This is a genomic window from Streptomyces cinerochromogenes (assembly GCF_014648635.1).
Lineage (GTDB): Bacteria > Actinomycetota > Actinomycetes > Streptomycetales > Streptomycetaceae > Streptomyces > Streptomyces cinerochromogenes.
On the sequence record NZ_BMRM01000010.1, the window covers coordinates 184,989 to 208,499 of the forward strand.

Genomic DNA, 23,511 nt, shown 5'->3' on the forward strand with positions numbered 1-23,511 from the left:
GTCGGTTCCCGGGTTCGTCCCCCCGGTCGCCGGCTCCGGCCTTACCCTGCGGTCGCAGGAGGGATACGAGGAGAAACGGCACGGGGACGGGGCGAGTATGGCGCGTGTGGTGGGTGTGCACGGGATCGGCAAGCAACGGCTGGGCGAGGACACGCTGCGCAAGGAGTGGCAGCCGGCGATCCTGGACGGTCTGCGGCGGGCCGGGGCGGGCACAGCGATGACGGAGTCCGACCTGACGATGGCGTTCTACGGGGACCTGTTCCGGCCCGCCGGGCGGTACCTGGACGCCGGAGATCCGCCCTACACCGCGGCCGACGTCGAGCCGGGGTTCGAGCAGGAGTTGCTCCTGGCCTGGTGGCAGGCCGCCGCCGACTCGGACCCGACCGTCGTACCACCGCGGCAGGCGGGCACCCTGGTGGCGACTCCCGGTGCGGCGCAGGCCGCGCTGCGCGCCCTGTCCGGGTACCGGTTCTTCGCCGGACTCGCGCTGCGGGCGATGGTCTTCGATCTCAAGCAGGTCCACCGCTACCTCACCGATCCGGACCTGCGTGCTCAGGCTCGGCAACGGGTACTCGACGCGGTGACGGAGGACACCCGTGTGGTGGTCGCGCACTCCCTCGGCTCGGTGGTCGCCTACGAGGCGCTGTGCGCCCGGCCCGGGCACCGGGTGCGCGCCCTGATCACGCTCGGCTCCCCGCTCGGCATCCCCCACCTGATCCTGCACCGCCTGCAGCCGGCACCCGTCGACCTCGGCGGGCCCGTGCAGGCGGTGTGGCCCGGAGGCGACCACCTGGTGTGGACCAACCTCGCGGACGAGGGTGATGTCGTGGCGCTGGTGAAGGACCTGCGTCCCCACTTCGGCCGGCGCCTGCGCTCCGCGGTCGTGCACAACGGTTCCCACGCCCACGACGCGACCGCCTATCTCACCGACAAGCTGTGCGGCCGCGCTCTGGCGGACGGCCTGGCATGACCGACCCGCACACGCCGGATCCGAGCCGGCACACCCGGGACGGAAGCGGGCTCAGCCCGGACGGCACGCCGTACACGCCGTACACGCCGTACGGGAGCCGGCCCACTCCGTACGGAACCCCGCACGCCTCCGCGGGGGCCCCGAGCGAGCCGCGCAGGTTTCTGATCGCCACGGCCGTGGCCCGCTATGCGAAATGCCCGTCCTGGGACCGGCCCGAGCTGGCCACCGCCCGCGAGCAGATCATCGACACCTTCACGCACCAGCTGGGCTACCGTCACGAGTCTGCGCTCGGCATGGACGTGACCCGTGCCCAGCTGGTGGAGCAGCTGCGGGCGTTCTGCCGTGCGCCGGACCGCCGCGAGGACGACCTGGTGGCCGTCTACCTCTCCGGCCACGGCGAGATCCTCGACGACGGCGACGAACACGTCCTGTACCTGGCGGACACCGATCCGGCCGACCTCACCTTCACCACGCTGCCCACCGCCCAGCTCGCCAGAGCCATGCTCCGGGACACCCCGCTGCGCCGGCTCCTGCTGGTGCTCGACACCTGCTATTCCGGCCGGGGCGGCAACGAGCTGGCCGCGGCGGCCCTGGAACGCATCAGCGCCCAGTGGCGCGACGCGAACGGTTCGGGTGTCGTCGTCATCTCCTCGGCCCAGCCCCACCAGCAGGCCGATGCCGGCCTGTTCCCGCGCCTGCTCAAGGAGGCCGTCGGCCATCGGGCCACGGCCGGGCACGGGCCGCGGAACCTGTCGGTGTCCGCCGTGGTGCAGCAGGTGAACGACCATCGGGACAGGCCGGGCTGGCAGCGCGTCAGCCTCACCCTGATCGGACTGACCGGTGAACCTCCGGGCTTCTTCGCCAACCCGCGGCACGACGTCCGCCTCAACGAGGTGGACCTGGCGCTGCAGCAGGCCGAAGAGTTCGACGCGCAGGCGCGCCGCCGCGACACCGAGCTGACCCGCCGCCTGCTGGTGCGCGCCATGGGCTACGGCGGCACGGCCGAGCCCCGCTGGTGGTTCTCCGGCCGGCACACCGCGCTCGCGGACCTCGCCGCCTGGTTGAACGCCCCGGGCGGTGACGCCTGCCGGATCGTCACCGCCGGCCCCGGCTCGGGCAAGACCGCCGTCCTCGGCCTCGTCGCCGCCCTCACGCATCCCGAGCGGCGGGCCACCGTCCCGCTCCACGCCCTGGGGCTGAGCGCCGCCCACCTGCCGGACGAGAAGTCCGTCGACGTCGCCGTCTACGCCCAGAAACTCAGCAACAGCTTGGTCCTGGAGGCGCTCGCGGCCGCCGCCGGGGTCCGTGCCGGGACCGTCGGGGAGTTCCTGGAGGCCCTTGACGAGCGGGACGAGGACCGCCCGTTCACCGCTCTCATCGACGCGCTGGACGAGGCGGAGACACCCACCACCCTCTGCACCCGCGTCCTGCGGCCCCTCATCGACCACTCCCGCGGTCGTGTCCGCCTCCTCCTCGGCACCCGCCCGTACCTCCTGGACCGCCTCGGTTTCCGCGTGAAGAGCCCGGGACCCCGGCGGGAGATCGTCGACCTGGACCATCCGCGCTACGCCGACCGCGCTGCCCTCACGGCGTACGCCGCCCGCAACCTGCTCGACGCGCACGCCGAGTCCCCCTACCGTGAGCGCCTTGACGTGGTCGAGCCCGTCGCCCGGGCGGTCGCGCAGGCAGCAGGCAACTCCTTCCTGGTCGCCCGGATCGCCGCGAGCACCCTCGCCGCGGACAGCCGCGTCGTCGCGGACCCGCGCTCCGCCTCCTGGCGGGCCGGTCTGCCCCGCCACGCCGGCGACGCCCTCCGGGAAGACCTCCGGCGCCGTCTCGGCGCCGACGCCGGGCGCGCCACCGACCTCCTGCTCCCGCTCGCCTACGCCGAAGGCCAGGGCCTGCCGTGGGAAGACGTCTGGGCGCCCCTCGCCACGGCCGTCTCCGGCCGCGTGTACACCGACGAGGACCTGCTGTGGCTGCGTCACCACGCCGGCTCCTACGTCGTGGAGGCGGAAGAGGCCGGCCGGTCCGCCTACCGCCTCTATCACCAGGCCCTCACCGACCACCTCCGCGACGGCACCGACCCGGCCGCCGTCCACAGCGCCTTCACGGACGTCCTCGTCGCCTGCGTGCCGTACCACGCCGACGGCACCCGCGATTGGTCCCGCGCCCACCCCTACGCCCTCCACCACCTCGCCGCCCACGCCGCTGCGGCCGGCCGTCTCGACGACCTCCTCGCCGACAGCGCCTACCTCGTCCACGCCACGCCTCGCGGCCTCACCCCCCACCTGCACCGGGCCCAGAGCGCCGCCGCCCAGCTCACGGCGGCCGCCTACCGTTCCAGCCTGACCGTCCACGAGCACGCCGATCCCACCGTCCGCCGGCAGATCCTCGCGCTCGACGCGACGCGCGCTCAGCAGAACGGCCTGCGCCGACAGCTCATCGACCGGATCCCCACGGGATCCTGGGTTCCGCGGTGGGCGGTCGGCAGCGGTTTCACCCCGGCTCTCCGCGACACCCTGACCGGTCACCGTGGCTCCGTCGACGCTGTGGCGTGCGCGGTGGTGGACGGCCGGCCCGTCGCCGTCACCGGCGGGAGCGACCGCACGGTACGGGTCTGGGACCTGATGTCCGGCAGGCCGGCCGGTGAGCCCCTGACCGGCCACACCGACACCATCAGCGCTGTCGCGTGCACGGTGGTGAACGGCGTGCCCGTCGCCGTCACCTGCGGGTACGACGGCACGGTCCGCATATGGGACCTGACCGCGCACCGGCCCGTCGGAGAGCCGCTGACCGGCCACGACGGCCTGGTGCTCACTGTGGCCGCCACCGTGGTGGACGGCACACCCGTCGCCGTCACCGGCGGGCGTGACGGCACGGTACGGATGTGGGACCTGGCCGGGCGACGGCCGGTCGGAGAGCCGCTGACCGGCTACGACACCGTGCTCGCCGTGGCGACCACCGTGGTGGACGGGGTGTCCGTCGTCGTCACCGGCGGGGGCAAGGGCCCGGTGCGCGTGTGGGACCTGTCGACATGTCGACAGGTCCGCGAACCGCTGGGCGTCGGTGCCGCCGTGGTGGGCCAGCTGGCCTGTGCGGAGCTGGGCGGGAGAGCGGTCGCCGTCCTCTGCGGGCCGGAAACCGCTCCGGGCGTGTGGGACCTGGCGTCGGGGCAGCCGGTGGGTGAGCTGGGGCCGCACTCCGGCAACGCGTCCGCGACGGCGTGTGCCGAGGTCGACGGCAGACAGGTCGTCCTCCTCGGCAGGAACGACGGCGGCGTGCGGATGTGGGACCTGTCCTCGGGTCAGCCGCTCGGCGAGCCGCTCACCGGCCACGCCGGCACGGTGAATGCGATCGCGTGCACGGAGATGGACGACCGGCCCGTCGCCGTCACGGGCGGCATGGACGGCACCGTGCGCGTGTGGGACCTCGGCGCGCGCGAGCACGGTGACAAGGCGCCGGGCGGCCACACCGGCTTCGTCTCGACGGTCGCGTGTGCGGAGCTGAACGGCGAGAGCGTCGCCCTCACCGGCGGATACGACGGCACGGTACGGATCTGGGACCCGGCCTCGGGCCGACCCGTCGGTCAGCCGCTGGCGGGCCCGGACATGGTGCAGGCCGTCGCGTGCGCGGAGGTGGACGGCCGGGCCGTCGTCCTCACCGGCGGGTACGACGGCAAGGTGCGGATGTGGGACCCGGCGTCACGTCGCCCCGTCGGCGGACCACTCAGCGGCCCCACCCCCTCGGTCGACTCCCTGGCCTGTGCGGTGGTGGACGGCAGGCCCGTCGCCGTCTCCGGCGGGGGCCGCGGAACCGTGCTGGTGTGGGACCTGGCCTCGCGCCGGGTCGTCGGAGGCCCGCTGGCCGGCCACACGGAAACGGTGTACGCGGTGGCGTGTACGGAGGTGGACGGCAAGCCCGTCGCCGTCACCGGCGCGGCCGACGCCACGGTGCGGATCTGGGACCTGACCACCCGACGGCCTCTCGGGGAGCCGCTGACCGGACACACCGACTTCGTCGTCGCCGTGGCGTGCAGGGTGGTGGACGGCAGGCCCGTCGCCGTCACCGGCGGGTTCGACCACACGGTGCGCGTGTGGGACCTGACCTCCCGCCGGCCCGTCGGGGAGCCGATGACCGGCCACACCGACGCCGTGCTCGCGGTGGCGTGCGCCGAGCTGGACGGCCGACCGGTCGCCGTCACCAGCGGGTACGACGGAACCCTGCGGGTATGGGACCTGCGCACCCGCCGTTCGCAGACCGTGGCCAGGGTGAGCGGTACGGCGCTCGACGTCGACCCCGCGGGCCGCATCGTCGTCGCCTTCGAGCAGGACGTCGCGGCCTTCGGCCGGCAGCGCTGATCTTCTCTCCGGGGCCGCCCCCTTTCCACAGGCACTGACCCCACCCGCGCGCCCTCTCCGCGCCCGGCCGGTGATCGCTCCTGTGCACCACCGGCCAAGTGATTGACGCGGGCATGACCACACCCCTACCGTCCGACCGGACAACCGAACCCCGTTCGAGATACCGACCACTCCGACGCCCCTGGAGCACGCATGACATCCGGCCCCCGCCTCCCCCGCCGCTCCTTCCTCGGTATGGCCGCCGCCACGCCCCTCGCCGTTACCGGCGCGCTGGGTACCGGCGCCGGAGCCGCCCACGCCGCCGGCACGGCGTACGCCATGGCCTACTTCACCGAGTCACCGAACGGCACCGGCACCGACTACGGCCTCCACCTGGCCGTCAGCACGGACTCCCTCAACTGGATGCCGCTGAACCAGAACGATCCCGTCGTCATCCCCACCGAGGGCGCGCTCGGGCTGCGGGACCCGTTCGTCCTGCGCAAGCAGGACGGCACGTTCGTCGTCCTGGCGACGGACCTGAAGGGCACGGACTGGAGCTACGTCAGTCAGTACGTGCACGTGTGGAACTCCCCCGACCTGCGGACCTTCACCGGCTACCACCGGCTGAAGGTGCACAGCCTGAACACCCACGCCTGGGCTCCGGAGGCGTTCTGGGACGCGGGGCGGGGTCAGTACGCGCTCATCTACTCGGCGGTCGGCTCCGGCGGGCACAACGTGATCATGGTGAACTACACCACCGACTTCGTCACCGCCTCCGCCCCTCAGGTGTTCTTCGATCCCGGCTACGACGTGATCGACGGCGACATGGCGGTGGGGGTAAACGGGGTCAACTACCTCTACTTCAAGAAGAACCAGACGCTGGCCGGCGCCCGCTCCACCAGTCTCGACCCGGGCAGTTTCCGCGAGTTCGGCACCGCCGTCGCGCACGGCGGCACCGAGGCGCCCGCCCTGGTCAGGGCCCCCGGCGCCGGGAGCTGGTACCTCTGGGGAGACACCTACACCCCCAACGGCGTCTTCTACGCCTGGCAGACCACCGACCTCGCCTCCGGCACCTGGACCCCGCTCGACCAGAAGGCCTACACCCAGCCGGTCAACTCCAAGCACTGCGGGATCACGCCCCTCAGCACCACCGAGTACGACAACCTCGTGGCCCGGTGGGGCGTCCCCTCCTGGAACCGGCTGAAGTCGTACAACTACCCGGCCCGCTACGTCCGTCACGCGAACTACGTCGGCCGGATCGACGAGTACCCCTTCGACCCGTACACCGACGCGCTGTGGCAGCTGGTGCCCGGGCTCGCCGACAGCGGCGCGGTGTCGTTCCGGTCGGTCAGCCACCCGACCCGCTATCTGCGCCACTACGACTACCAGCTGCGCCTGGACGTCAACGACGGCACGTCGGCGTTCGCGGCGGACGCCACCTTCCAGCGCACGGCGGGCCTCGCGGACGCGAGCTGGTCGTCGTTCCGCTCGTACAACAACCCCACCCGCTATCTGCGCCACTCCGACTACGTCCTGCGGATCGACCCGGTCTCCACGGCCACCGACCGGCAGGACGCGACGTTCCGAGTCGGTCACTGACCCCACACGGGCGGGCCCGACCGGTCACCGACCCCGCACGGGTGGCCCGGACCGGTCACCGACCCGGGGCGGGCGGGCTTCGGAGGGCCGACCATCGCGCACCAAGGCCCCCGGCACGCGATGCTGGGGAGCGGACAGGTCCCCTAGGAGACCGGGAGGCTCGGCCGGTGCTCGCCGTCAACCCGATGGACAGCGCCTCGGTGCTCGCCGCCTTCGGCGCGCTGGGCGTCCTGGTGGTGGTCTTCGCCGAGTCGGGGCTGCTGGTCGTCGGCTTCTTCCTGCCCGGTGACACGCTGCTGTTCCCGGCCGGGGTGCTGTGCGCGGGCAGCTCCCAGCAGCCGCCGCGGCTGGCGCTGTGGCAGGTGCTGCTGTGCGCCGCGGTCGGGGCGGTGGCGGGCGGCCAGGTGGGGTACCTCATCGGACGGCGCGGCGGCCGGGCGCTGCTCGCGCGCGCCTCCGGCGACCGGGTGCGGCACGCGATGACGCGGGCGGAGCGGCTGCTGGCGCGCTACGGCTACGGCAAGGCGCTGGTGATCGGCCGGTTCGTTCCGCTGCTGCGGACGGTGCTGCACCCGGTGGCGGGGGCCCTGGGCGTGCCCGGCCGGCCCTTCACCCTCTGGCAGACGGTCGGCGGGGTGCTGTGGTCGCAGACGCTGGTGCTCGCCGGGTACACGCTGGGCGCCTCGGTCCCGCACATCGACGACTACCTGCTGCCGCTGGTCGGCGTGGTGGTCGTGGTGTCGCTGCTGCCGCTGCTCCCGGAGGCCCTCCGCGCCCGCCGGAAGCGCCGCGACTCCTCGGACTGAGCGCGCCGCGGCTCCGGCGCACCCCGGCGACCGGCTGACGTCGGCCCGGTGCCGACCGGTCACCCCTCGCCGAGGAGCCCGAGGAACCCGGGGTCCGCCGGGCCGAGTCGCCGGGCGAAGTCGGCGGCCACCCCCACGACTTCGCGCAGCGGCACGGCCCGTCTGCTGGTGGCGGCGAGATCCTCGTGCGCCTCCTTGGACCACAGGAACGGGACGACGCTGACCCCCTGGGACAGGTCCAGGGCCGCCGCCTCGGCACGCCAGCCCGGCCAGCGCAGCCCCGCGTAGAACCTCTCCGTCCCGCCGGACAGCAGCCAGTCGATCCAGGCCGAGTGGCCGATGCCCAGTGCCTCCCAGGCCAGGGTGTCGGGCGCGAAGTAGGTCAGCTGCCCGGGGGCGCCCGGGCGGCCGCTGCCCGCGGGGTCGGCGCCGTTGAGGCAGAACACTCCGCCGAGCACGTCATGGCCGACGACGAGCCCGGCCTCCGGGTGCCAGTGGGGGTCGGCCTCCCCGGGGAACCCGTTGACCCGGCCGAGGCTCCGCAGTCCGCCGGCCACGGAGCCGGCGCCGTACACCCGCAGCCAGCCGTCGTCCAGGAGGAGGCCGCCGCAGTGCAGGGTGAGCGCGCCGAGCACCGACCGCGTGGTGACCTGGAGCTGGAGCAGGCAGCGGCGGCCCTCGTCGGGGTCGGCGGGCAGCACCCGGACGGGTACGGCGGCTGCCGCGAACGCCTGCTGCAGTTCCGGCCAGGCCGGATCGTCCACCCGGGTCAGCTCGTCGAACTCTCGCATCCGCCGATGATCGCAGCCGCCTCCGGCCCGGGCTCAGCCGGCCCGGCGCGGTGCGCGGTCCTTGCGGCGCTTGCGGTTCGGGCGCCGGGGCCGGTGCACCGTGTCCAGCTCCCCCACCACCGCCCGGACATGGGCCGGTTCCCCCGAAGGGCCTCCGCCGGCGCACCTCCACACCGGACGCCCGGCCTCCTCGGCCACGTGCATCCCGAGCCCGTGCAGGGTGCAGACCGGCCACACCTGCCACAGGCACTCCATGACCGTGTCCTGGGCGGCCTCGGCGACGGCCGGCAGCGCTTCGGCGGCGGAGCGGGCGGGCTCCAGGGAGGTGCCGTGCGCGTCGCCGTTCGCCAGCGCGACGTAGACCTGTGCGGGCTCGCCGCCCTCGGCCGGGTAGGCGAGCAGGCGCAGCGGGCGCTGCCCGGGCAGGGACGCCGCCAGGTCCCGGTTGACCACGGCCAGCGCCTCCTCCCACAGCGGGTGCGCACCGGCGGGTACAAGGTACGGCTCGGGCGGGGTCGGGAAGGCAGGGCTCACACGGCCATTGTCCCCCCTCGGCCAGGGCCCGGCGGCGCGGCCTCGGGGCACCCTCGGGCCCGAGAGCGTGTCCGGACGGGCAGCGGAATCGTTCTGGGCGGGCAGCGAGGCGTTCCGGACGGGCAAGGACGCGTTCTGGACGGGTTCGTGACCATCCGTGAGACTGGAGCGGACCGACGCCCCCGGCTGTCCAGGACGGTGACATGGAAGAGGAGATCCCGCGCGTCGAACTCACCCCCGACGCCGCTGAGCTGGTGCGCCGACTGCGCGCCGAGCACGGCCCGCTGATGTTCCACCAGTCCGGCGGCTGCTGCGACGGCAGCGCCCCGATGTGCTATCCGGACGGCGAGTTCCGCACCGGCGGCTCGGACGTGCTGCTGGCGGAGCTGGCGGTGGCGGGTGTGCCCGAGCCCGTCACGTTCTGGATGTCGCGCAGCCAGTACCAGGCGTGGAGCCACACCCGGCTGATCGTGGACGTCGTTCCGGGACGTGGCAGCGGCTTCTCGCTGGAAGCACCCGAGGGGGTGCGTTTTCTCACCCGTTCTCGCGTCGTCGACGCCTAGTCGGCCCCCCGGCCGCCCGATTCTGGTCCACTGCCCCTGCGGACAGGACGGTTGACGAGACATCAGGGGGCACGGTGACCAGACGTCGCAGGCGTTCGGCAGCGGGCAGATCGGTTCTCACGGTGGTCACGGCGTTCGGTGTGCTGACGGTCGCGTCCCTGACGGGTGCGGCACCGGCCGGTGCCGCACCGGCGGGCAGACGGCTCGCGCCGGGCGTCTCCTACCGGCACTTCGACCTCACGGCGGCAGCGGGGAAGACCCGGGCCCACCTGGTCACGGTGGACCTCGCCGACCCGCACGTCAGCGTGGACCTGCTGTACCCGGGCGCGGTGGCGGCCCGGGCGACCGTCTCCCGGCTGGCGGACTCGGCCGGGGCGGTCGCCGGGGTGAACGGGGACTTCTTCAACATCACCGAGACGCAGCACCCGGGCGTGGAGGCCACCGGCGCCTCCGTCGGACCGGCCGTGGCGGACGGGCAGGTGCTCAAGGCGGCGGTACCGAAGGGCCAGCGGTTCGGTCCCGCGCTGCCCCCGGGCACCAGCACCCGGGACGTGCTCGGCGTGGGCACCGACCGGCGGGCCCGCCTGGACCGCCTCACCATCTCCGGCTCGGTCGGCACACCGGACGGGAAGCTGTCGTTGAAGGGCCTGAACCAGTACGCGCTCCCGGTCGGCTCCGTCGGCGCCTTCACCGCCCGCTGGGGCAGCGCCTCCCGGGTGCGGGCGGTCTGCGGCACCGACACCCAGCGGTCGGCGCCGTGCAGCAGCGACACCTACGAGGTGAAGGTGCGCGGCGGCCGGGTGGTGTCCGCCTCGGACGCCCCGGGCAGCGGCACGATCCCGGCGGACACGACGGTCCTGCTGGGCCGTGAGGAGGGCGCGCGGAAGCTGCGCAAGCTGGCCGTCGGCGACCGGGTGGACGTCACGCACACCCTGGTGGCGGCCTCGTCCGGGGTGCCGTACACCTTCGCGATCGGCGGCTTCCCGATCCTGCGCGACGGCACCCCGCTGTCCGGCCTGGACGACTCCACGTCGGCGGTGCGCACGGTCGTCGGCTTCAAGGACGACGGACGGAGGCTGCTGCTCCTGGCGCTGGACGGCTCCGCCGCCTACCGCACCGGCCTGACCGTCGCGGAGGAGGCGCGGACCATGCGGTCGCTGGGGGCCACCGACGCCTTCAACCTCGACGGCGGCGGCTCGACGGAGCTGGTCACCCGCGGCACCGACGCCACCGCCGTGACGGTGCGCAACCATCCGAGCGGCGGCGCCGAACGCCCGGTGCCCAACGGCATCGGCGTCTTCTCCGCGCAGTGACGCACCCCGTGGCTCAGGGCCGCAGGCTGCTCACCAGCTCGGCGGTCGCGGTGAGTCCGCTCTGGATGGTGGGTGCCATGCTCGTGCAGGCCAGGTAGAAACCGAGCAGCAGACAGACCAGGGCGTGCGAGATCTTCAGTGAGCAATTGCGAATGAAGATCACGGCCAGGACCAGAAGCAGCAGCACCACAGAGATGGAGATGACCATCGGGAACCCTCCTCCGCCACGCCCCGTGTGCGGCGTTCGGCCGCAAGTGTGGCGTAGCGGAGGGTTTGTCCGGGCTGCTGACATGTCCTCCGATCGTGTGGTCTTACGCGGAGGGGTGGGCGTCGAGGAAGGCCTGCAGGCCGGCGAGGTCGTCGGTGTTGAGGTGGTCGACCCCGGCGGCGAGCAGCTCGCCCCACAGCGCGTCCCGGGCCGGCCCCGCGGTGTCGGGGGTGGCCCAGAACCGGACCCGCTGTCCGCGCGCGTGGGCGGCGGCGGTGATGCCGCGCAGCCTCTGCCGCTCGGCGTCCGGGAAGGCCCCCACGCCCGTCCAGCTGAAGTTCTGCGTCCAGTTGTCGCTGATCAGGGGGATGAGGGAGGCCGGGGCGGGGCCGTCGAGGTCGCCGAGCCGGCCGTCGTAGAAGGCGCGGCGCTCACTCTGCGCCTCCATCGGGGCGCGGGCCGCCCGGTCGCCGGAGACGACGACGGTGACCGGGCCGGGGTGGACGCGGCCGTGCGCGTACCGGGTGAACAGGTGCGGGTGGCGGCGCAGGTGGCGGTCGAGTGCGCGGTACGTCGAGGAGCCCTCGGTCTTGATGTCGACGAGGAGTTGCAGCGGCCGGCGCGCTCCCCGGTAGACCGAGCCGTGCCGGGCCCTGACGCGGGCGGCGAGCGGGTCCAGGTAGAGGGACTCCAGGGTGCGGGAGGGGTCGAGGTCGGCGGGGTCGTGGGCGACGAGGAGCTGGTCCCCGACGAGGTGGATGTCGGCCTCCACGCTGCCGAAGCGGTGGTCGAGCGCGTCGAACAGGGGGTGCGGGTGCTCGTAGTCGTTGTGTGCGTGGGCGTTCCACAGCGGGCGCGGGCCGCGCCGCGTGCCGCCCGCCCAGGCCTGTGGCGCGGGCAGGGCGACCGCGCCGGCGAGGGCGGCGCCGAGGGTCGTGAGGGCTCTGCGACGGGTGGTGGGGGTCATGCCACTGCCTCCCCTTGATTCCGGACGGACCGGGGAGAGTATGCGTGCGCCCAGCCGTCGAACGGGCTGGTGCTGCGGGGAGTTGGCGCGTTGTTCACCTGTCGTGAGCGGGCGGGGACGGGCGCGCCGACGGGTTCGGGGGGCGTGCGCGGAAGAGGCCCGCTCGGAGCCGGCGGGCAGGGAGAAGCCCGCCCCGTCAGGTGGGGCGGGCTTCACACCGTGCCGGGCGTCAGGGCGCCTGGAGGTCCACGCGGGCGGCCAGCGCCTCGCGGTGCGCGCCGGCCGTACCGTAGGCGATCGAGTCGGCCTTGGCCCGCTTCAGGTAGAGGTGGAGGGGATGTTCCCAGGTCATGCCGATGCCGCCGTGCAGCTGCAGCGCCTCCTCCGCCGCGTGGACGGCGACGGGCGCGGCGTAGGCCTGGGCGACGGACACGCTGATGTCGGTGTCCTCGCCGGTGGCCAGCGCGTCGGCGGCGTTCCGGGCGGCGGCGCGGAGGTTGACGACCTCCAGCCACAGCTGGGCGAGCCGGTGCTTGAGCGCCTGGAAGCCGCCGACGGGCCGGTTGAACTGCTTGCGCTCCTTCAGGTACCGCACGGTTTCGGTCAGCGCCCAGTCGGCGAGGCCGAGTTGTTCGGAGGCGAGCAGTCCGGCCGCGGCGCGCAGGGCGCGTCGTACGGCGGGTTCGGCGTCGCCGAGGCGGCGGCCGCGGGCGCCGTCCAGCCGTACCGTCGCCACCGGGCGGGTCAGGTCCAGCGACGTCTGGGGCGTGACGGTGACGGCGTCGGCCTCGACGGCGTACAGTCCGCCGTCGTCCGCCGGCACGAGCAGGACGCCGGCTGCGGCCGCGTCCGCGACGCCCGTGATCTCTCCGTGCAGCAGCCCGTCCTCCAGGCGTACGGCGGGGAAGGCCGCGCCGGGCGCCCGGTGCAGGCCGACCGCGAGAGCGCCGATGGTGCGGCCGGAGGCGAGGGCGGCGAGCAGGTCCGCGTCACCGCAGGCCAGCAGCGCCTCGGTGGCGACGACGGCGCTGGTCAGGTACGGCACCGGCGCGACCGCGCGGCCCAGCTCCTCCAGGACGACCGCGACGTCGCGGTGCGAGGCGCCCTGGCCGCCCTTGTCCTCGGGCACCAGCAGGCCGGCGAGGCCCATGCCCTCGGCGAGGGACTTCCACAGGGCGAGGTCGTGCGGGGCGTCCGACTCGCCTCGGGCGATCACGTCGGGCGCCGCGCAGTGGTCCGTGAGCAGGTCGCGGACGGCGGCCCGCAGCGCCTCTTCCTCCTCGGAGTACAGCAGATCCGTCATCGGGCGAGGTCCTTCCAGGCGACGTCCTTGTCGGTGCGCGGCTCGGCGGGCAGGCCCAGGACGCGCTCGGCGACGATGTTCAGCAGGACCTCGCTGGTCCCGCCCTCGATGCTGTTGCCCTTGGCGCGCAGATAGCGGTATCCGGCGTCGCGGCCGGTGAAGTCGACCAGCTCGGGGCGGCGCAGGGTCCAGTCGTCGTACAGCAGGCCCTCCTCGCCGCGCAGTTCGACCTCCAGGCCGCTGATCTCCTGGTTGAGGCGGGCGAAGGCGAGCTTCATGCCGGCGCCCTCGGGGCCGGGCTGGCCGGCGACGAGCTGCTGGCGCAGCCGTTCGGCGGTGAGGCGGGAGACCTCGGCCTCGACCCACAGCTTCAGCAGCCGCTGGTGCAGGTCGTGGGTGCGCAGCTCGGGGCGCTCACGCCAGGTCTGCGCGACCTTGCCGATCATGCCGCCCTCGCGGGGCAGGGCCATGCCGCCGATGGCCACGCGCTCGTTGTTGAGCGTGGTCTGGGCGACCCGCCAGCCGTCGCCGACCTCGCCGAGGCGGTCGGTGTCGGGGATGCGGACGTCGGTGAGGAAGACCTCGTTGAACTCGGCCTCGCCGGTGATCTGGCGCAGCGGCCGGACGTCGACGCCGGGGTCGGTCATGTCGCAGGCGAAGTAGGTGATGCCGGCGTGCTTGGGCACGGCCGGGTCGGTGCGGGCGATGAGGATGGCCCAGCGGGCGTTGTGCGCGCCGGACGTCCACACCTTCTGCCCGTTGACGACCCACTGGTCGCCCTCGCGTACGGCGCGGGTGCCGAGCGCGGCCAGGTCGGAGCCGGCGCCGGGCTCGCTGAAGAGCTGGCACCAGACCTCCTCGCCGGTCCACAGCGGCTTGAGGAAGCGCCGCTTCTGCTCCTCGGTGCCGTACGCGAGGATCGTCGGCGCGGCCATGCCGAGGCCGATGCCGTTGCGGCGCGGGTCGTTGTCCGGGGCCTGCGCGGCGGCGAGTTCGGCGTCCACCACGCCCTGCAGGGAGCGGGGGGCGCCCAGGCCGCCGAGGCCCTGCGGGTAGTGCACCCAGGCGAGGCCGGCGTCGAACCGCGCCCGCAGGAAGTCGAGGCGGTCGGTCGTCGCGGGCGGGTGCGCGGCCAGGAACTCCCGGGTCCGGCGGCGCAGTTCCTCGGCGTCGGTCATGCTGCTCCCTCCGTCACCACGGCGATCCGGCCGGTGCTCAGGCCGTCCGCCACCTTCTGCACGCCGGCCGCGGCCTCCCGCAGCGGCACCCGCTCGCTCACCAGCGGCTTGATCGCGCCGCGGGCGGCCAGTTCGGTGAGCTGCTCGTGGCAGTGCTGGACGAGCTTGGGGTTCTTCGTGTTGTACAGGCCCCAGTGCAGCCCGAGGATCGAGTAGTTCTTCACCAGGGGGTGGTTGAGGCCGGGGCTGGGGATGGTGCCGCCGGCGAAGCCCACGACGACGATCCGGCCCTCGAAGGCGACGACCTTGGTGGACTGGGTGTACGCCTCGCCGCCCACCGGGTCGTAGATCACGTCGGCGCCGCGTCCGCCGGTGGCCTCCTTCACGGCGGCGACGACGTCCTCGGCGCGCCGGTCGATCACCACGTCGCAGCCCAGCTCCCGGGCGACGGCCGCCTTCTGCGCGCCGCCGACGACGCCGATGACCGTGGCGCCGGCCGCCTTGCCGAGCTGGACGGCGGCGCTGCCGACGCCTCCGGCGGCGGCGTGCACGAGCAGGGTCTCCCCCGCCTCCAGGCGGGCCCGGCGGTGCAGGCCGAACCAGCCCGTCTGATAGCCGATGTGCAGGGCGGCGGCCTCGGCATCGTCCAGCGCCTCGGGCGCGGGCAGCAGGGCCCGTGCGTCGGCGAGGGCGTACTCGGCGAAACCGCCGTGGGGCAGGGCGGGGTTGGCGATCACCCGGCGTCCGTCCTCGGTCTCGCCGCAGATCTCGACGCCCGGGGTGAAGGGCAGCGGGGGCCGGACCTGGTACTGGCCCCGGCACAGCAGCGCGTCCGGGAAGTTGACGTTGGCGGCGCGCACCCTGAGCAGGACCTGGCCGTCGCCGGGGGTGGGCCGCTCGACGTCCTCGAGCCGCATCACCTCGCTCGGCTCGCCGTTCTCGTGCACTTGCCATGCCTGCATGCGGTGCCTCCACGCGACTGCTTCGCCGGACCGGGTTCGACCGCATACTAAGCGGTCGCTTGCCGATCAGGGAACAGTAGCGTAGGTCACGTCCGGGCGGGCCGCGCCCGGACGTGCATCCGCTCTCCCTGCGGCCCGAACAGGCTCAGGAACTCCACCGGCCCCTCCCCCGTCGATCCGAACCAGTGCGGCACCCGCGTGTCGAACTCGGCCGCCTCGCCCGCCGAGAGCACCACGTCGTGCTGACCGAGCACGAGCCGCAGCCGCCCGGACAGGACGTACAGCCACTCGTACCCCTCGTGCGTCCGCGGATCGGGCTCCATGGCCCGCTGCGGCTCGACCACCTTGTAGGCCTGGAGCCCGCCCGGCTGACGGGTCAGCGGGTACATGGTCCGCCCCTGCCGCACGATCGGCTTGGCCCGCACCCGCGGGTCGCCGACCGGAGGCGCTCCGACCAGCTCGTCCAGCGGCACCTGGTGGGCCTGGGCGATCGGCAGCAGCAGTTCCAGGCTGGGCTTGCGCAGGCCGGACTCCAGCCGGGAAAGGGTGCTCACGGAGATGCCGGTGGCCTCGGACAGCGCGGCCAGGGTCACCTCGCGCTCCTTGCGGAGGCGGCGCAGCCTCGGGCCGACGTCCGCCAGTACGTCGTCTGTACTCATGACCCCTATTGCAGGAACGGCAAACAGGTTTGTCAATCCCGCAGCCGACGGGCGACCGTCTCCTCATGACGGAGAACACCGGGTACGAAGTTGTCGTCGTCGGCGGCGGTGCCGCCGGCCTGTCCGCCGCCCTGGTGCTGGGCCGCTCCCGGCGCCGCACCCTGGTCGTCGACGCGGGCGAGCCGCGCAACGCGCCGTCCGCGCACATGCAGGGGTACCTGTCCCGGGACGGCATGTCCCCGGCCGCGTTCCTGGCCGTCGGCCGGCGGGAGATCGCCCGGTACGGGGTGGAGCTGGTCCGGGACCGGGTGGTGGACGCCACCAGGGAGGACGCGGACCGGGGCGGGGGCGGGGGCGGGGATTTCAGCGTCGTCCTCGCGGGCGGCCGGACCGTGCGGGCCCGGCAGCTGGTGGTCGCCACCGGGCTGGAGGACGAGCTGCCGCCGGTCCCGGGCCTCGCCGAGCGGTTCGGCCGGGACGTGCTGCACTGCCCGTACTGCCACGGCTGGGAATCCCGCGACCTGCCGACCGGCGTCCTCGCCACCTCCGTGCTCAGCGTGCACCAGGCCCTGATGGTCACCCGGTGGTCGAAGGACGTACGCCTCTTCCTGCACGAGGTGGGCGAGTCGGAGCTGACGGACCAGGACCTGCGCCGGCTGGCCGCCGCCGGGGTCACGGTCGTCCCCGGCGAGGTGGCGGAAGTCGTGGTCACCGACGACCGGCTCACCGGGGTCCGGCTCGCCGGGGGTGCCCCCGGGGGCGGGTCTTTTCACGCCCGCGAGGTCCTGTACGCCGCCCCGCGCGCCGTCCCCCGCAACGACCTGCTGGTCCGGCTGGGCGCGGAGCTGCGCGAGACCCCGTTCGGCAGCTACCCGGTGATCGACGAGCGGGGCCTGACGAGCGTGCCCGGCCTGTGGGCGGCGGGCAACGCGAGCGGCTTCGCGGAACAGGTGGTCAACGCGGCCAGCCGGGGCTACCGGGCGGGCGCGGCGATCAACGCGGAGCTGCTGATGGCCGACCTCGACGAGAGCGCCCCCTGAGGGGCGCGGGGACGTGCGCGGCCGGCCGCGGCGCACCCGCACGCGCGGAGCCGGGCATCCGGCACAGGGCTGATGCACTATGGGCTGCATGCTGCTGACCCGGCTGGCCCACGTGTCCCGGGAGGTCGCCGCGACAGCGGCCCGGTCCCGGAAGACCGCGCTGCTCGCGGAGTTGTTCCGGGACGCGGAGGCGGACGACGCGCCGATCGTCATCCCCTATCTGGCCGGACGGCTGCCGCAGGGCCGGCTCGGCGTCGGCTGGAAGGTGCTGGGCCGCCGGGTGCCGGCGGCCGACGAGCCCTCCCTCACCGTCCGGGAGGTCGACGCACGGCTCACCGAGCTGGGCAAGGTGTCCGGACCCGGGTCCCAGTCGGAGCGGGCCCGGATCGTCGGCGAGCTGATGGGCGCGGCGACCGAGGAGGAGCAGCGGTTCCTGCTCGGCCTGCTCACCGGCGAGGTCCGGCAGGGCGCCCTGGACGCGGTCGCGGTGGAGGGTCTCGCCCAGGCGACCGGCGCGGACCCGGCGGACGTACGGCGGGCCGTGATGCTCGCGGGCTCGCTGCAGACGGTGGCCGGGGCCCTGCTCGGCGAGGGGCCCGCGGCGCTGGAGCGGTTCCGGCTCACCGTGGGCCGGCCGGTGCTGCCGATGCTGGCGCACAGCGCCTCCTCGGTCGCGGAGGCGGTGGAGAAGCTGGGCGCCTGCGCGGTGGAGGAGAAGCTGGACGGCATCCGGGTCCAGGTGCACCGGGACGGCGACACCGTGCGGGTGCACACCCGCACGCTGGACGACATCACCGACCGGCTGCCCGAAGTGACCTCGGCCGCACGGGAGCTGCGGGGCGAGCGGTTCATCCTGGACGGGGAGGTGATCTCCTTCGACGCGGCGGGGCGGCCCCGGTCCTTCCAGGAGACGGCGGGCCGGGTGGGCTCCAGGACCGATGTGGTGAGGGCGGCCGAGGAGGTCCCGGTCTCCCCCGTCTTCTTCGACGTTCTCTCCGTCGACGGCCGCGACCTGCTCGACCTGCCGTTCGCCGAGCGGCACGCGGAGCTGGCCCGGCTGGTGCCCGAGCCGATGCGGGTGCGGCGCACGGTGGCCTCGGGCCCGGCGGACACCCCGGAGGCGGAACGGTTCCTCGCCGAGACCCTGGCCCGGGGCCACGAGGGCGTGGTGGTCAAGGCGCTGGACGCGCCCTACAGCGCGGGCCGGCGCGGCGCCTCCTGGCTGAAGGTCAAGCCCGTGCACACCCTCGACCTGGTGGTGCTGGCCGCCGAGTGGGGCCACGGCCGGCGCACCGGCAGGCTGTCCAACCTCCACCTCGGCGCCCGCACCGCGGACGGCGGCTTCGCGATGCTCGGCAAGACCTTCAAGGGCATGACCGACGCGATGCTCGCCTGGCAGACCGAGCGGCTCCAGGAGCTGGCGGTCGAGAACGACGGCCGGGTGGTCCGGGTCCGCCCCGCGCTCGTCGTGGAGATCGCCTACGACGGGCTCCAGCGCTCCACCCGCTATCCGGCCGGTGTCACCCTCCGCTTCGCCCGTGTGGTCCGCTACCGGGAGGACAAGCGCCCGGAGGAGGCCGATACCGTGGAGGCCCTGCTGGCAGCCCACCCGGAGGTCATGCCGTGACGGTGCGGACGACGAAGCGCAGTGCGGGACTGTTGTTGTACCGGCACACCGATCACGGGCTGGAGGTATTGCTCGGCCATATGGGCGGTCCGCTCTGGGCGAAGAAGGACACGGGCGCCTGGACCGTGCCGAAGGGCGAGTACGACCCGGCGGAGCCGGCCTGGGAGGCGGCCCGGCGGGAGTTCCGGGAGGAACTGGGGCTGGAGCCGCCCGACGGGGAGGCCGTACCGCTGGGCGAGGTCGTGCAGCGCAACGGCAAGATCGTCACGGCCTGGGCGGTGGCGGCGGACCTCGACCCGGAGACGATCACCCCGGGGACCTTCACCATGGAGTGGCCGCCGCGCTCCGGCCGGACGCAGGAGTTCCCGGAGCTGGACCGGGTGGCGTGGTTCGGTCTGGACCGGGCCCGTGCGGTGATCGTCACGGCCCAGGCCGCGTTTCTCGACCGGCTGGCGGAGCACTCGGCCTGAAACGCCCGAGCGCCTGTCGCGTTGCGTCCTGCCAGGCCGCGCGCGAAGGTCGAGACAAGCCCGCTCCCAGGGAGGTCAGCCATGCCCATCGCGACGGTGAACCCGGCGAACGGCGAGACGCTCAAGACGTACGAGCCCATGGACGAGGACGAGCTGGAGCGCCGGCTCGAACTCGCCGAGGCCACCTTCCGCACGTACCGGACGACCTCGTTCGCCGAGCGCGCCCGACTGCTGAACAAGGCCGCCGGCCTGCTGGACGAGGACCAGCGGGAGATCGGCCGGATCATGACCACCGAGATGGGCAAGCCGGTCAGGCAGGCCCGCGCGGAGGCCGCGAAGTGCGCCAGGGCGATGCGCTGGTACGCGGAACGCGCCGAGGGGCTGCTGGCCGACGAGGAGCCCCCGGAGACGGACGTGCGCGACTCCGGTGCCTCCCAGGTCCGGGTCCGCTACCGGCCGCTCGGCCCGGTCCTCGCCGTGATGCCGTGGAACTTCCCGCTGTGGCAGGTGGTCCGGTTCGCCGCGCCCGCGCTGATGGCGGGCAACGTGGGCCTGCTCAAGCACGCCTCCAACGTCCCGCAGACGGCCCTCTACCTGGAGGACCTGTTCCACCGGGCGGGCTTCCCGGAGGGCTGCTTCCAGACGCTGCTGATCGGCTCCGGCGCGGTGGACGACGTCCTGCGCGACGAACGCGTGAAGGCGGCCACCCTGACGGGCAGCGAGCCCGCGGGCCGGGCGGTCGCGTCCACCGCCGGGGAGATGATCAAGAAGACGGTGCTGGAGCTGGGCGGCAGCGATCCCTACGTCGTCATGCCCTCCGCCGACGTGGACCGCGCGGCCGAGGTCGCGGTGACCGCGCGGGTGCAGAACAACGGGCAGTCCTGCATCGCCGCCAAGCGGTTCATCGTGCACACCGACGTCTACGACGCGTTCGCCGAGAAGTTCGTCGCGGGCATGCGGGCCCTCCGGATCGGCGACCCGCTGGCGGAGGACACCGAGATCGGACCGCTCGCCAGCGAGCAGGGCCGCGCCGACCTGGAGGAGCTGGTGGACGACGCCCGGCGCAGCGGGGCGGAGGTGCTGTGCGGCGGGCAGCGGCCGGACGGGCCCGGCTGGTACTACCCGCCGACCGTCCTCGCCGGCATCACCCGGGAGATGCGCATCCACCGCGAGGAGGCGTTCGGACCGGTCGCCACGCTGTACCGGGCGGACGACCTGGACGAGGCCGTGCTGATCGCCAACGACTCGCCGTTCGGGCTGAGTTCGAACGTGTGGACCCGGGACGAGAACGAGGTGGAGCGGTTCGCGCGGGACCTGGAGGCCGGCGCCGTGTACGTCAACGGGATGACCGCCTCCCATCCGGCGTTCCCGTTCGGCGGGGTGAAGCGGTCGGGGTACGGGCGTGAGCTGTCCGGGCACGGAATCCGGGAGTTCTGCAACATCACCACGGTTTGGCAGGGTGCGTGAGCACCGCGCGGCTACCATCCCGTTTTGTGAACCGCGAAGTGACCCTGCCTCTGATCGTCGACGACCGCGGTGTGCTGCAGGTCTCCGCGGCCGACGTGAGTAAGTTGTTGCGGACCGTGGGTGCGCGGTGGCTGCATCTCGTCGAGGCCGGGGAGCAGAGCCTGGACGAGGACACGGTCGCCGCGCTGACCATCGAGCTGGCGAAGCTGGCCGACCGGATCGACGTGGCGTGCATCGCGCACAGCAGTGGGGCGCCGTAACGGCCGGCACCCTGTTTTCCCTCGTCCGGGGGCATGAATCGCCCTGCGAGCCTGACCCCGGGGTCCCCGGTTCGGAGTAATCCAGCGCGAGATCGTCGTCCTCCCGGGTGACGGTGGGTGGAGCACCCCAAGAGGTGTGGACCACCTTCCGGACAGCGGAAAGCAGGGACGGTTCATGGCGACTTTGTGCAGACCCTCGGTGTCGGTCCCGGAGCATGTGATCACGATGGAGCAGACGCTGGAACTGGCGCGCTCCCGTCACGCGGACCACCCCCAACTGCCACTGGCGCTGCGGCTGATCGAGAACACCGGCGTCAGGACGCGGCACATCGTGCAGCCCATCGAGGAGACCCTCAAGCACCCGGGGTTCGAGGAGCGCAACAAGCTCTACGAGGCCGAGGCCAAGGCCCGCGTCCCCGCGGTCATCCAGCGGGCCCTCGACGACGCGGAGCTGCTCACCAGCGACATCGACGTGATCATCTACGTGTCGTGCACCGGCTTCATGATGCCGTCGCTCACCGCGTGGCTGATCAACGAGATGGACTTCGACAGCACCACCCGCCAGCTCCCGATCGCCCAGCTGGGCTGTGCGGCCGGCGGTGCGGCGATCAACCGGGCGCACGACTTCTGCTCGGCCTACCCGCACGCCAACGCGCTGATCGTGGCCTGCGAGTTCTGCTCGCTGTGCTACCAGCCCACCGACCTCGGTGTCGGCTCGCTGCTCTCCAACGGCCTGTTCGGTGACGGCATCGCCGCCGCCGTGGTGCGCGGGCGCGGCGGCAGGGGGGTCAGCCTGGAGCGCAACGGCTCCTACCTGATCCCGAAGACCGAGGACTGGATCGCCTACGACGTCCGGGCGACCGGCTTCCACTTCCTGCTGGACAAGCGGGTGCCCGCGACCATGGAGCCGCTCGCCCCGGCGCTGAAGGACCTGGCCGGCACGCACGGCTGGGACGCGTCCGACCTGGACTTCTACATCATCCACGCGGGCGGCCCCCGCATACTCGACGACCTCAGCAAGTTCCTGGAGGTCGACCCGCACGCCTTCCGGTTCAGCCGGGCCACGCTCACCGAGTACGGCAACATCGCCAGCGCCGTCGTCCTGGACGCGCTGCGCCGGCTGTTCGACGAGGGCGGCGCCGAGGACCGGGCCCGCGGTCTGCTCGCCGGGTTCGGCCCCGGGATCACCGCCGAGATGACGGTGGGCCGCTGGGTCGACGGGGACGGGAACTCCCGATGATCGAGGAGGCCACCCTCACCGGGCCCCTGCCCCCGGTCCGGCACTGGCCGGCGCTCGACCTCACGGGGACCGAGTTCGACCCGGTGCTGGCGGAGCTGATGGCCGAGGGCCCGGTCACCCGGGTCCAGCTGCCGAACGGCGAGGGCTGGGCCTGGCTGGTCACCCGGTACGAGGACGTGCGCAGGGTGGTCAACGATCCCCGGTTCAGCCGTGCGGCGGTGATGGGCAGGCCGGTCACCCGGCTCGCCCCGCACTTCATCCCGGAGCGGGGCGCGGTCGGCTTCCTCGACCCGCCCGAGCACACCCGGCTGCGCAGCTCGGTCGCCGCCGCCTTCACGGCGAAGGGTGTGGAGCGGGTCCGGGCCGGGGCCCGCGGCATGCTGGACGAGCTGGTGGACGACCTGCTGCGGGCGGGGCCGCCCGCGGACCTCACCAGCGCGGTGCTCGGCCCGTTCCCGATCGCGGTGATCTGCGAGCTGATGGGCGTCCCGGCCCGCGACCGGCACGCCATGCACGCCTGGACCCAGCTGATCCTGTCCTCCGCGCACGGCAGGGAGGTCAGCGAGAGGGCGAAGCGGGAGATGGGCGCCTACTTCTCCGACCTGATCGGGCTGCGCGAGAACAGCACCGGTGAGGACGTCACCTCGCTCCTCGGCGCCGCCGTGGGCCGGGGCGAGGTCACGCTGGAGGAGGCCGTCGGTCTCGCCGTGCTGCTCCAGATCGGCGGTGAGGCGGTCACCAACAACAGCGGGCAGATGTTCCACCTGCTGCTGACCCGTCCCGAGCTGGTACGGCGGCTGCGCGCGGAGCCGGGGATCCGGCGGCGGGCGATCGAGGAACTCCTGCGCTGGATCCCGCACCGCAACGCGGTCGGTCTGTGCCGGATCGCACGGGAGGAGACGGAGATCGGGGGCGTCCGCATCCGTGCGGGCGACGCGGTCTACGTCTCCTACCTGGCCGCCAACCGCGATCCGGACGTCTTCCCCGACCCGGAGACCATCGACTTCTCGCGCAGCCCGAACCCGCATGTGGCGTTCGGCTTCGGTCCGCACTACTGCCCCGGCGGCATGCTCGCCCGGCTGGAGGAGGAACTCCTGATGGACGCTCTGCTCGACCGGGTGCCGGGGCTGCGGCTGGCCGTACCGCCGGATCAGGTCCCCTTCCACCGGGGCGCGTTGATCCGGGGACCGAAGTCGCTTCCGGTGACCTGGTGA

The 23,511-nt window shown here is 73.6% G+C and carries 21 protein-coding genes; 13 read left to right on the plus strand and 8 right to left on the minus strand.

Going from position 1 to position 23,511, the window contains the following annotated elements:
• The first annotated feature begins 97 nt into the window (after nt 1–97).
• The 4 genes from IEZ20_RS20875 to IEZ20_RS20890 all read left to right on the plus strand — a co-directional run bounded on the left by IEZ20_RS20875 (nt 98) and on the right by IEZ20_RS20890 (nt 7,715).
• A complete protein-coding gene (locus tag IEZ20_RS20875) occupies nt 98–970 on the plus strand; it encodes a lipase family protein (RefSeq protein WP_189300921.1) in 873 nt (290 codons plus the stop codon).
• Entirely contained in the window at nt 967–5,331 is a 4,365-nt protein-coding gene (locus tag IEZ20_RS20880; RefSeq protein WP_189300923.1) for a caspase family protein, read from the plus strand. Before IEZ20_RS20875 ends, IEZ20_RS20880 begins: the two co-directional genes overlap by 4 nt.
• Nucleotides 5,332–5,523: 192 nt before the next feature.
• Entirely contained in the window at nt 5,524–6,909 is a 1,386-nt protein-coding gene (locus IEZ20_RS20885; protein ID WP_189300925.1) for a glycoside hydrolase family 43 protein, read from the plus strand.
• Nucleotides 6,910–7,076: 167 nt separating this feature from the next.
• Nucleotides 7,077–7,715, plus strand: a complete 639-nt coding sequence (locus IEZ20_RS20890) for a DedA family protein (RefSeq protein WP_189300928.1) — start codon at nt 7,077–7,079, stop codon at nt 7,713–7,715.
• Between the two features lie 59 nt (nt 7,716–7,774).
• On the opposite strand, the gene IEZ20_RS20895 is transcribed toward IEZ20_RS20890, so the two are convergent.
• Together IEZ20_RS20895 and IEZ20_RS20900 are read right to left on the minus strand one after the other, a co-directional pair.
• Nucleotides 7,775–8,506 (minus strand): DUF2625 family protein, encoded by a 732-nt coding sequence (locus IEZ20_RS20895; RefSeq protein WP_189300930.1) that lies wholly within the window; start codon nt 8,504–8,506, stop codon nt 7,775–7,777.
• 33 nt (nt 8,507–8,539) lie between these two features.
• Nucleotides 8,540–9,040, minus strand: a complete 501-nt coding sequence (locus IEZ20_RS20900) for a hypothetical protein (protein WP_189300932.1) — start codon at nt 9,038–9,040, stop codon at nt 8,540–8,542.
• A 203-nt stretch (nt 9,041–9,243) separates the two neighbouring features.
• On the opposite strand from IEZ20_RS20900, the gene IEZ20_RS20905 reads away from it, so the two are divergent.
• Both IEZ20_RS20905 and IEZ20_RS20910 read left to right on the plus strand, forming a co-directional pair.
• On the plus strand, nt 9,244–9,603 hold the full coding sequence (locus IEZ20_RS20905; RefSeq protein WP_189300934.1) for a DUF779 domain-containing protein: 360 nt from the start codon (nt 9,244–9,246) through the stop codon (nt 9,601–9,603).
• A gap of 122 nt (nt 9,604–9,725) precedes the next feature.
• Nucleotides 9,726–10,916 carry a phosphodiester glycosidase family protein gene (locus IEZ20_RS20910; RefSeq protein WP_229896165.1) on the plus strand — a complete coding sequence of 397 codons (1,191 nt, stop codon included), beginning with the start codon at nt 9,726–9,728 and terminating at the stop codon, nt 10,914–10,916.
• Between the two features lie 13 nt (nt 10,917–10,929).
• Here the strand turns inward: IEZ20_RS20910 and IEZ20_RS20915 are convergent, their stop codons facing one another.
• The 6 genes from IEZ20_RS20915 to IEZ20_RS20940 form a co-directional block, all read right to left on the minus strand.
• Complete coding sequence (locus tag IEZ20_RS20915; protein ID WP_189300938.1) at nt 10,930–11,124, minus strand: hypothetical protein; 195 nt, start codon at nt 11,122–11,124, stop codon at nt 10,930–10,932.
• A gap of 103 nt (nt 11,125–11,227) precedes the next feature.
• Entirely contained in the window at nt 11,228–12,091 is an 864-nt protein-coding gene (locus IEZ20_RS20920) for a phosphatidylinositol-specific phospholipase C/glycerophosphodiester phosphodiesterase family protein (RefSeq protein WP_189300940.1), read from the minus strand.
• A 229-nt stretch (nt 12,092–12,320) separates the two neighbouring features.
• Nucleotides 12,321–13,394 carry an acyl-CoA dehydrogenase family protein gene (locus IEZ20_RS20925; RefSeq protein ID WP_189300942.1) on the minus strand — a complete coding sequence of 358 codons (1,074 nt, stop codon included), beginning with the start codon at nt 13,392–13,394 and terminating at the stop codon, nt 12,321–12,323.
• Entirely contained in the window at nt 13,391–14,572 is a 1,182-nt protein-coding gene (locus tag IEZ20_RS20930; protein ID WP_189300944.1) for an acyl-CoA dehydrogenase family protein, read from the minus strand. Before IEZ20_RS20930 ends, IEZ20_RS20925 begins: the two co-directional genes overlap by 4 nt.
• Entirely contained in the window at nt 14,569–15,534 is a 966-nt protein-coding gene (locus tag IEZ20_RS20935) for an NADPH:quinone oxidoreductase family protein (protein WP_189300946.1), read from the minus strand. The genes IEZ20_RS20930 and IEZ20_RS20935 overlap by 4 nt, the downstream gene beginning before the upstream one ends.
• A gap of 86 nt (nt 15,535–15,620) precedes the next feature.
• Entirely contained in the window at nt 15,621–16,193 is a 573-nt protein-coding gene (locus IEZ20_RS20940) for a helix-turn-helix domain-containing protein (protein WP_189300948.1), read from the minus strand.
• A 65-nt stretch (nt 16,194–16,258) separates the two neighbouring features.
• Between IEZ20_RS20940 and IEZ20_RS20945 the strand changes: the two genes are divergently transcribed.
• The 7 genes from IEZ20_RS20945 to IEZ20_RS20975 all read left to right on the plus strand — a co-directional run bounded on the left by IEZ20_RS20945 (nt 16,259) and on the right by IEZ20_RS20975 (nt 23,511).
• Nucleotides 16,259–17,233 carry an NAD(P)/FAD-dependent oxidoreductase gene (locus IEZ20_RS20945; RefSeq protein ID WP_189300950.1) on the plus strand — a complete coding sequence of 325 codons (975 nt, stop codon included), beginning with the start codon at nt 16,259–16,261 and terminating at the stop codon, nt 17,231–17,233.
• An 88-nt stretch (nt 17,234–17,321) separates the two neighbouring features.
• Nucleotides 17,322–18,860 (plus strand): ATP-dependent DNA ligase, encoded by a 1,539-nt coding sequence (locus tag IEZ20_RS20950; RefSeq protein WP_189300952.1) that lies wholly within the window; start codon nt 17,322–17,324, stop codon nt 18,858–18,860.
• The gene (locus IEZ20_RS20955) at nt 18,857–19,330 is read left to right on the plus strand and encodes an NUDIX hydrolase (RefSeq protein WP_189300954.1); all 474 of its coding nucleotides are present in this window, start codon (nt 18,857–18,859) and stop codon (nt 19,328–19,330) included. The genes IEZ20_RS20950 and IEZ20_RS20955 overlap by 4 nt, the downstream gene beginning before the upstream one ends.
• A gap of 81 nt (nt 19,331–19,411) precedes the next feature.
• Nucleotides 19,412–20,797, plus strand: a complete 1,386-nt coding sequence (locus tag IEZ20_RS20960) for an NADP-dependent succinic semialdehyde dehydrogenase (RefSeq protein WP_189300956.1) — start codon at nt 19,412–19,414, stop codon at nt 20,795–20,797.
• Nucleotides 20,798–20,823: 26 nt separating this feature from the next.
• Nucleotides 20,824–21,057 carry a DUF6213 family protein gene (locus IEZ20_RS20965; protein ID WP_189300959.1) on the plus strand — a complete coding sequence of 78 codons (234 nt, stop codon included), beginning with the start codon at nt 20,824–20,826 and terminating at the stop codon, nt 21,055–21,057.
• Between the two features lie 175 nt (nt 21,058–21,232).
• Nucleotides 21,233–22,297: a type III polyketide synthase gene (locus IEZ20_RS20970; protein WP_189300961.1), complete on the plus strand. Its 1,065-nt coding sequence runs from the start codon at nt 21,233–21,235 to the stop codon at nt 22,295–22,297.
• Complete coding sequence (locus tag IEZ20_RS20975) at nt 22,294–23,511, plus strand: cytochrome P450 (protein WP_373303952.1); 1,218 nt, start codon at nt 22,294–22,296, stop codon at nt 23,509–23,511. Before IEZ20_RS20970 ends, IEZ20_RS20975 begins: the two co-directional genes overlap by 4 nt.

What these genes read in the sequence shown, in the direction of transcription:
- IEZ20_RS20875 (WP_189300921.1), top strand. Translation starts at nt 98, where the DNA reads ATGGCGCGTGTGGTGGGTGTGCACGGGATCGGCAAGCAACGGCTGGGC.
- IEZ20_RS20880 (WP_189300923.1), top strand. Translation starts at nt 967, where the DNA reads ATGACCGACCCGCACACGCCGGATCCGAGCCGGCACACCCGGGACGGA.
- IEZ20_RS20885 (WP_189300925.1), top strand. Translation starts at nt 5,524, where the DNA reads ATGACATCCGGCCCCCGCCTCCCCCGCCGCTCCTTCCTCGGTATGGCC.
- IEZ20_RS20895 (WP_189300930.1), bottom strand. Translation starts at nt 8,506, where the DNA reads ATGCGAGAGTTCGACGAGCTGACCCGGGTGGACGATCCGGCCTGGCCG.
- IEZ20_RS20905 (WP_189300934.1), top strand. Translation starts at nt 9,244, where the DNA reads ATGGAAGAGGAGATCCCGCGCGTCGAACTCACCCCCGACGCCGCTGAG.
- IEZ20_RS20915 (WP_189300938.1), bottom strand. Translation starts at nt 11,124, where the DNA reads ATGGTCATCTCCATCTCTGTGGTGCTGCTGCTTCTGGTCCTGGCCGTG.
- IEZ20_RS20920 (WP_189300940.1), bottom strand. Translation starts at nt 12,091, where the DNA reads ATGACCCCCACCACCCGTCGCAGAGCCCTCACGACCCTCGGCGCCGCC.
- IEZ20_RS20925 (WP_189300942.1), bottom strand. Translation starts at nt 13,394, where the DNA reads ATGACGGATCTGCTGTACTCCGAGGAGGAAGAGGCGCTGCGGGCCGCC.
- IEZ20_RS20930 (WP_189300944.1), bottom strand. Translation starts at nt 14,572, where the DNA reads ATGACCGACGCCGAGGAACTGCGCCGCCGGACCCGGGAGTTCCTGGCC.
- IEZ20_RS20935 (WP_189300946.1), bottom strand. Translation starts at nt 15,534, where the DNA reads ATGCAGGCATGGCAAGTGCACGAGAACGGCGAGCCGAGCGAGGTGATG.
- IEZ20_RS20940 (WP_189300948.1), bottom strand. Translation starts at nt 16,193, where the DNA reads ATGAGTACAGACGACGTACTGGCGGACGTCGGCCCGAGGCTGCGCCGC.
- IEZ20_RS20945 (WP_189300950.1), top strand. Translation starts at nt 16,259, where the DNA reads ATGACGGAGAACACCGGGTACGAAGTTGTCGTCGTCGGCGGCGGTGCC.
- IEZ20_RS20950 (WP_189300952.1), top strand. Translation starts at nt 17,322, where the DNA reads ATGCTGCTGACCCGGCTGGCCCACGTGTCCCGGGAGGTCGCCGCGACA.
- IEZ20_RS20960 (WP_189300956.1), top strand. Translation starts at nt 19,412, where the DNA reads ATGCCCATCGCGACGGTGAACCCGGCGAACGGCGAGACGCTCAAGACG.
- IEZ20_RS20970 (WP_189300961.1), top strand. Translation starts at nt 21,233, where the DNA reads ATGGCGACTTTGTGCAGACCCTCGGTGTCGGTCCCGGAGCATGTGATC.
- IEZ20_RS20975 (WP_373303952.1), top strand. Translation starts at nt 22,294, where the DNA reads ATGATCGAGGAGGCCACCCTCACCGGGCCCCTGCCCCCGGTCCGGCAC.